General features: G+C 32.2%; 8 protein-coding genes. All 8 read right to left on the bottom strand.

Annotated elements, in window-relative coordinates; all coding sequences use genetic code 11:
- Positions 1-1155: DUF6179 domain-containing protein (locus SPD53_RS19020; protein WP_336253496.1), on the bottom strand; the 1155-nt coding region annotated here is incomplete at its 3' end.
- The gene (locus SPD53_RS19015) at positions 1146-1625 is read right to left on the bottom strand and encodes a DUF6323 family protein (RefSeq protein WP_033826655.1); all 480 of its coding nucleotides are present in this window, start codon (positions 1623-1625) and stop codon (positions 1146-1148) included. The genes SPD53_RS19020 and SPD53_RS19015, both read right to left, overlap by 10 nt.
- Positions 1626-2785: 1160 nt before the next feature.
- The gene (locus SPD53_RS19010) at positions 2786-3529 is read right to left on the bottom strand and encodes an ABC transporter permease (RefSeq protein ID WP_164220057.1); all 744 of its coding nucleotides are present in this window, start codon (positions 3527-3529) and stop codon (positions 2786-2788) included.
- Positions 3530-3539: 10 nt separating this feature from the next.
- The gene (locus tag SPD53_RS19005; RefSeq protein ID WP_164220055.1) at positions 3540-4316 is read right to left on the bottom strand and encodes an ABC transporter permease; all 777 of its coding nucleotides are present in this window, start codon (positions 4314-4316) and stop codon (positions 3540-3542) included.
- Positions 4316-5239: an ABC transporter ATP-binding protein gene (locus SPD53_RS19000; RefSeq protein WP_188393308.1), complete on the bottom strand. Its 924-nt coding sequence runs from the start codon at positions 5237-5239 to the stop codon at positions 4316-4318. The genes SPD53_RS19005 and SPD53_RS19000 overlap by 1 nt, the downstream gene beginning before the upstream one ends.
- Positions 5240-5819: 580 nt before the next feature.
- Positions 5820-6536, bottom strand: a complete 717-nt coding sequence (locus tag SPD53_RS18995; RefSeq protein ID WP_336253497.1) for a GNAT family N-acetyltransferase — start codon at positions 6534-6536, stop codon at positions 5820-5822.
- A gap of 98 nt (positions 6537-6634) precedes the next feature.
- Complete coding sequence (locus SPD53_RS18990; protein ID WP_033826662.1) at positions 6635-7189, bottom strand: flavodoxin family protein; 555 nt, start codon at positions 7187-7189, stop codon at positions 6635-6637.
- Between the two features lie 52 nt (positions 7190-7241).
- Positions 7242-8015 (bottom strand): GNAT family N-acetyltransferase (locus tag SPD53_RS18985; RefSeq protein WP_336253495.1); only part of this gene is annotated, 774 nt, incomplete at its 5' end.

The raw sequence follows: 8015 nt of genomic DNA, 5'->3' as shown, positions 1-8015 counted from the left end.
ATAATCATGAAGGGAATGAAAATTTGTCCGAATTATATCAATCTTATCCACTGACTTTTCACAATTCATGATTTTCTCAATTAATAACCGAAATCGATGATCGCTCATTCTATCGGATGCGTTAAAGGTGGTTAAAGGAGGAGTTTTCAATTCTTGTTCTAAGATAACCACTGTTTGCAGACGGTTATGCTTAACAACACTTTTTAACCTCTTTGCCAAATTTATTCCACATTGTTTTATATAATATGACATTAGAGAATCACTAATATTAAAATGATGGAGTAATTTTTCTACAGCTTCTAAAATAATCAATTGTATTTGACTATCACTCATATTACTAAATAGATTCTTTATCTCTTTATATTGTTGTACCGAGATTCTTATTCTACTAGGTAATTCTCCTGATAAAACAGAAAAAACTGCATTATTTAACACTAACTCAAATATATTAAATAACTCAATTCGGTAGTCAAACCCACACATTCTCCCATAATTAACTAAAAGATCTCGAAGATCATCTTGGTTAAACATTTGGCAAAATTCTGTTTCAATTTTTAAATAGGTTAAATATTGTTTAAGATAATAAACACCTTGAATAGTCATATCATCAATTGCTAACGGATAATCAATGCTAGCCATTGTATTATGTGCATCAAAAACGACTTCATATTTTTTTAGAAATAAAGGTATGGATTCATCGATTGTTATATTATAAGAATCAACAGCAACATCTAATTTATTATTTCTTATCTCCTTAAAAAGAGCTCTCGTCTCCTCAAGACAATCCTTAACTATCTTTACTCCCTGTTCATATGTGATTTCCATATTATTTTTTTTAACAAAGTTGATAGCATTTTCCGGATCACCTAACTGAAACAAAAAAGCATCTACCGCATATAATATGGAAGTTAAAATTTCCTCAGCCACATCAGAACTAATTGAAGAGCTCTCTTCTCTTGTGTACCTCCTGATTGACTCCTTTAAAATCTGCATTAATTGTATTTGAACTTCATACACTTCTTGACTATTGAGTAACCCTTCCCTTAATCCTACGTTTAATAAAGATATTGTATATTGATTTCGTAATAGTTGAATGTTATTTATCTTTTTCTGTTTTACTAACAACAAATCATTATGTTGTTTTTCTAATCCCACAAATGCTCATCCCCCTCAAATACAGACTTTCTAAATCGAACATCACTTCTAAACCTTTGTGCAAATTCATCAAGCTTGCTTTTTAAAAGCTCCAATGACCCACCACAAACACCGTCGAAGTATTCCCTTATAATATCTACCAATTGAGAGTCACTGATACGATCTTCGGTTTCATTTTTCATGTAATAAAATATCTCTTGTAATTCATTAAGTGTCAATTGATAATTCTTATTATCGATATAAGGGGAAGTACAAAACACCTCTGCTAATTCTTTAATTACACTAATATCCGTTTCCACTCGACCATAGTTATAAAGTATTTGATTTCTAGAAATAATCATGTCCTTTATTTCATTACTAGTGAGCACCAATCCATATTGTTTAGTTTTTTCATTTACTTTTAATACTTTATCTGTATATTTCTCTAAAATCGATATATCTAAGGATTGAAAAAACTGAGGCAATAGCATGTGCTCTTCCTCCTTTTGATAAAAACCCACATTCAACTATTGACTTTTAATCTAAAATATGCTATTGTTATAATTGGCTTATTTTATTTTTTAAAGGAATGCTATTATATTCCTTTTTTACCCGGCTGTCAATTCTTATTTCAATCATTCAGTCTCTAGTTCTTTTAAACTCAGCTTGGATGTGTTAAATTTATTCATGAGAGCCACTCCTTGTCTTTTGGGGTTTAGTCACTTTAAATATACAAGAAGTTGGCTCTCTTTTCTATGGCAATATAAATGATGATTTAAAGATGTACAGTTTTGATTGTATAACGATGTACAGAAATGTTTTTTTATGATTTGTCAATAAATATGAGAACTTTACATGGATCCTCCGCGGACATGATTAACATGCCAGGAAGCCAGTCCCCACAGAGTCTGGCATGGCTAATCAGGCTATCATGTCCGCTTCTCCATATAAAGTTGTTGAAGTACCGTAATCAAAACTGTACACTCTTATTTAATCACTTTTGTACATCCTTATACTATCATTTATAGGCAAAATTAAAAATAATTCTACCGCGCTTCGCTTGCTAACCCTGGTTTTTTCAAAAATGGACAAAAAGCACGTCCATTTCGAAAAAAACCAAGGATTAAATTTGTTGCCCAAAAAAACTAAAATTAATGTTTTTTATTTTTATTTGCCTAAAAACATTTTACTCATACTTCAAAATGCAACCAACTGAATATTCGGATAACATTCTCCCTTTTAATAGATTCTCCCTCATGGAGAGAATATGGATAATCTCCCAATATTGAATTCCTTTTCATTCATAATATTTATCCAATATTATTTAGATATCAAAATAGAGTGTTCTTCACCTTTATTTTGTTTGTACTTTTTCATCCCCTATTCTAAATTAATAATTTTTCTGTTCAATTTTTATAAACCTATTTACTCATTTACTAAGAAAGGTAGCAATAGTTAACACAAAAACATTTTCCTTGATAAATTAACGTTTATGGGTACTTATAAAAAGAGGTTAGTAATTCTCCAAAAGGACCAAACAAAAATAGAATAGCGATGATCATAATAATACATGCAATCCAAAATAAGAACTTTTTCACTAAGCCATCTCCTTTGTTAAAAAAATTAATATACACATAGTTGTATTTACCCTTTATCTAAACTCAATCCTCACAAAATTAAAAAGTCCAATTATACAAAATATTACGAATATAATAATAACAACCAAATAAAAATCTTGAAGAGACTGTATAACTCCGAGTTGGTTCTCTGGTGTCATTGCATAAGCTGGCTGGGACCACGGATAATACTTTCCATACTTTGAACTGGATATAAAGACATTAGGCATAACAAAAGCAAAATTAATGGCTATTGGAAGAGCAAAATTTTTCAATCGAGTGGATAGCCAAAGTTGTATTGCAATTAATGGCAATGTTGCAAACCATCCTCCGAAAAACAGTTTTAATACACTTATAAAAGGGAAAATCCCCGAGACCCCCATTAATTTCCCAATTACAAAAAAATACCCAAATAAAACCGTATTTGTCAAACCGATTAGAGACCACGCCCAAATCATTTTGGATAAGTAAACTGCATTTTTAGAAATTGGAAAGGCCAGCAATTGCTCCCATCCTCCATATGCATGTTCAAAACGGCATAAGAGGGCAACAAACACACTGGATAAAACTGGGCACAAAACCATACCATACAAAAATTCTACTTGCGTCCAGGTGCCCATCCACCCAACCATGCCCACTTCCTCAAACACATGCAGATTTGTCGTATAGTTCATTACCCCAACAATTGTAAGAAAAAGCGGAAGAAGAAAAATCATTAGCCATATACTTGGATAACAGCGAATTTTTAACCATTCTGACCATAATATGCTTTTTAACATTCTGTTCCCCCTAAATCATTTCTTTTCTTGCAAATTGCAAAGCTCCCAAACTAACTAAGATAAAACCAACGATTAAACTTATACCAATCCACTCCCAGTGAAAGATTGGTGGTTTTACAATATGGGAAAAGTCTGTAATGATATTTTCTTCAGAAAGTGTGATTTGATAAGGAATAACCCAAGGAAAATATTTGGCAATACCAGGGGATGGCAACATAAATAATCCAGCTACAATTCCCAATCCACCTATAATAACAGGAATCGATTGATTTTTTATATTCATGGATATCCAAAGTTGAAAACTAATGAATGAAAAGGAACTAAGATAGGGAAACATCGTAAAGTGGAAGAGTCGAGACCAATCTAATGAGTCTCCGCCACCAAACATCATCCCGATTAACCAAAAGCCTAACATTAAGAAAAGACTTGACAATATTACACCAGAAATAATCCAAAAATATCTGACCCAATAGAACTTCACCCTTGAAATGGGCATTGAAAATATAAGATTAAAAGCATTGGCTTGATGTTCCACATTTGCAAGAAAGGAAGTCAATACCGTGACAAATAAATGGATCATCACGAAATTACTATAATAGGTTACCATCCACATGGAACCCCATATACTGTAACTTTTCCCTTGATAAACATCCTGCTGAATGTTTTGAAAATTGAGTATCAATAAAAGGGTAACTCCTGCAAGAAGGATAAAAGGAAACAATATGACAATTCCCCAAAACATCGAACGTTGTACTTTTATTAAATCGGAATAAAAAATTGGACCCATTATAAATGATGCTCCTTTCCGGTAAGACCAAGGAAAATATCTTCCAAAGATTTCTTAACACCTTCCAAACGTGATACAAAAAAACCATTTTCGACTAGTACCTTATTTGCCTCACCAGCTATTTGCGAACTTGATTCCCTTATATATAAAATGTCTTGATCTGTATAAAAGGAAGCTTTTATTCCCGATTGTTCTAAACATTTAATTGCTCGGAGAGGATTATCGACTTTAATTCTTATCTTTGTTTCACTTTCCTTACGTAGTGCATTAATTGAATCTTGAAATAAAATATTTCCTTTGTGGATGATACCTACTTGTGTAGCTATTAGCTCAATTTCGCTTAGGAGGTGACTGGATAACAAAATGGTCATTTCATATTTTTTTGGCATCTCTTTAATGAATTCACGAATTTCTTGAATTCCAGCGGGGTCAAGTCCATTGGTCGGCTCATCTAAAATTAAAAGTTGCGGATCATTCAAAAGTGCTGTAGCAATCCCTAATCGTTGCTTCATACCTAAAGAATACTTCTTTACCTTTTTATCTTTAACATTGCTTAATCCCACAAGCCGTAATACTTCATCAACACGTTTTTTATTATTTACCTGAATTAATCTGCGTACAGCTTCTAAGTTTTCATAACCCGTAAGGTGTCCATAAAATGTTGGTGTTTCTACAAGTGATCCTATTTTGCTTAAAATGGATATTCGATTTTGTGTAAGATTTTGGCTGAAAATTTTTATATCTCCGCTAGTAGGGCGGATAAGTCCAAGCAACATCCGAATCGTTGTCGTTTTTCCTGCACCATTAGGACCGAGAAAACCATAAATTTCCCCTTGTTGAACCTTCATATTCAACTTATCAACTACCGTTTGATTTTTATATTTCTTTGTTAAATTATTCGTCTCAATGACATATGAACTCATTTTATCCTCCCCTAAGTTAATAAATTTTCATATTTTACAAAATGATTTTGATAATAATTCGCAAAAAATATGTGCCCATTGCGACATTATTTATCCTCACCTCAAGATTCCCTTCCTTACAAAAACAGTTATTATTATTGTAAATAATTCATTGCAAAATGTAAAGTATTATTTGCATTTTGCAATATAAAATTGCCCTGTTTTTGAACACAAACTAAAAAAAGGTCCCTAACCAGTATGATTAGTAACCTTTCATTCAAGTTTTATTACAGTTGCTTTCCTAAGGGATATATTTTAAATCATAAATTATTCGGGAATTGTATGTCTATATGAGAACTTGCATAAAATTTTAAAGTTTTACTATTACGTGCATCCGTAAACATTGCCTAAAAATACCCTGAGTAATTAAAGTTAGATTCAGCAATTCCATACTTTCTTGCGACATCGGCTAATAAAATATTATCCATATCAAACATCGCCCCATATGCTGATTTACAGTAATTAAAATTTGTTTAATTTGAAGTTTGTTATTTGACCTTCAACGGAATAAGTAAAGACCTTTAAACCCAATATATTGTGGCTACTTTAACCTAAATTCAAATACTAGATAACGTTCCATAGGTTCAAATCCGAGTTTTAAAGCAAGCTTTTGTGAAGGAATATTGCTTTCTGTAGTTTCCCACAGGGGAAACATATTTTTTTCTAAAAAATAAGAAATTATCTTTATCGCAGCGAGAGTAGCATATCCCTTCTTTCTTTCCTCTTCTTTAAATGTATCGATGTCGATAAAATATTCCTTACCAAAAGTAAAACCGTTATTTTTGTCGATTGATAGAATCGTATTCCCCCTTTTAATAACTACCCCAACGGTCTTTTTAGATAATGTTGAGTTCTTTACATATGAAGTTTCCTCCAATGATTCTGGAATTATGTCAAAATTTCTAAATTCAACTTTCTCTTCATTTCTTTTGCTCCTTTTAGCAACTTGTAAAAACTTTTCAACGTTTAGCGTATACACTGATTCGTAATGCTTATCAACCTTTAAAAAATCAATTTCCTTCAAGGAATACTCTTCTAACTGTTTAGAATCATTCGTATATATTTCAAACCAATTTCTGCTCCTCTTCTTGCAATCTGGCATTACAATTTCTCGAAAAAATCGTTTTAACTCAGATTTTTCTTGATTAGTTGCTATGTTACCTTCTAAATACATCCACCTTCCAATGGCCCAAACAATAGCAACTTTGGGACTGTTTTCATGATCTACAAAAACTCTCCCTGGATAACTACCATGAATGACTGCAAATGCTGGAATGAATTGCTTTTTTTATTTAAAAAGCCTTTCTACGCTAGAAAAGGAACTATATTGTAATTCAATCATTTTATAATTCTCCCTTATTTATTTATTTCCAATATAAGCTTCTTTTGCAGTTCATTAGCGGCTAAAAGCGCTTCTTTATCATTATATACATCACCAGGTTTGTTTCCTCTTCCAATTATATAACCCTCAAAAGAAATACCAACAAAATCAAAAATATAATGAAACTGCTGTATCAACGGTAGACCTTTTATGTTTGGATAATCTCCTCCTACCGCAATTACATAGGCTTTCTTATTTGCCATGGAATGTTTAAAGTCAGGATATTTTTTATCCCTTAATGTCTGAGACCAGCGATCAATAAAGTTTTTCATGATGCCGGACATGCTATACCAATAAATCGGTGTTGCAAATACAAGAATGTCATGGGGCATCATACGTTCTATAACTAAATTGTGTTCATCATGAATCGTATGAAACCCCCCTTCTTCATGTCGTAAATCTTCAATGGATTGAATTTTAAAGTCCTTTAAATAGATTTTTTCTGCAGTAATCCCTTGAACCGCTTTCTCAGTAAGTATTTCAGTATTACCATTTTGTCGAGTTCCTCCGTAAATAATGGCAATAGACATACTTCATTCACTCCTTTATCAAAACAACAAAACTTTAGATTTACAATGAAAATTACTTACCCGATAACGTAGGTAACTTTAATTCTTTCCTCATACTTAATTGCTGAACTGCTGTTTGAAATCCAATCTGTTTTAACACCTTATAAGTTAGTTCACTTTCTCGGACCGGTAAGTTGGGAACTATTCGATTAAGAACGTTTTTAAAATCTCCAAAAATATGACCGAGCATAAAATAAATTACTTCCTCTGCATTTTTTAAATTTGGTCTTGCTTCACATTGGAACAAAATAGTACTTATATGATTCCCTTTGGAATTGAAGATCCTTTGATAATAAGCATAGCCAAGCACCTGTCCAACTTCGCCTTCAACGATGATTCCTTCGCCCTGTTTAGCACTCTGCCATTGCGTTTGCCAAGGGTTCATTGCTTTATAAAAAAATTGTTTGCCTATTTGCTGTAGCAACACTTGTTTAACAGTAACTTTTCTTTTTAAATGAGGGATTGGATTTTGACACAAAGCTTTATTAAGATTTAAATACTCTAATATCCCCACTTCTTTATATCCCATATCCTTATATAAGGAAATTGCTTTCTCGTTATCTTTTAACACCTCAAGTGTTGCAATATCTACACCGTTTTGTTTTAAAATAGAGATACTTACATCCACTAATTTTTTTCCTATACCTTTAGATCGGTATGCCTTGGCAACACCAGTTCCTCCATTCCAAGCAACTTTTTTACCGTTTATTTCTCTTATTCCATTTAAAACAATTCCTATCGGTTGTTTGTCGTCAAAGGCAATGATAGATAGACTAACGGATAAATC

It is taken from the genome of Oceanobacillus sp. MO10714A, assembly GCF_037072045.1.
Taxonomy (GTDB): Bacteria; Bacillota; Bacilli; order Bacillales; family Amphibacillaceae; genus Oceanobacillus; species Oceanobacillus indicireducens.
This window is presented reverse-complemented; position numbering and strand designations above follow the sequence as displayed.

What these genes read in the sequence shown, in the direction of transcription:
- SPD53_RS19015 (WP_033826655.1), bottom strand. Translation starts at nt 1,625, where the DNA reads ATGCTATTGCCTCAGTTTTTTCAATCCTTAGATATATCGATTTTAGAG.
- SPD53_RS19010 (WP_164220057.1), bottom strand. Translation starts at nt 3,529, where the DNA reads ATGTTAAAAAGCATATTATGGTCAGAATGGTTAAAAATTCGCTGTTAT.
- SPD53_RS19005 (WP_164220055.1), bottom strand. Translation starts at nt 4,316, where the DNA reads ATGGGTCCAATTTTTTATTCCGATTTAATAAAAGTACAACGTTCGATG.
- SPD53_RS19000 (WP_188393308.1), bottom strand. Translation starts at nt 5,239, where the DNA reads ATGAGTTCATATGTCATTGAGACGAATAATTTAACAAAGAAATATAAA.
- SPD53_RS18990 (WP_033826662.1), bottom strand. Translation starts at nt 7,189, where the DNA reads ATGTCTATTGCCATTATTTACGGAGGAACTCGACAAAATGGTAATACT.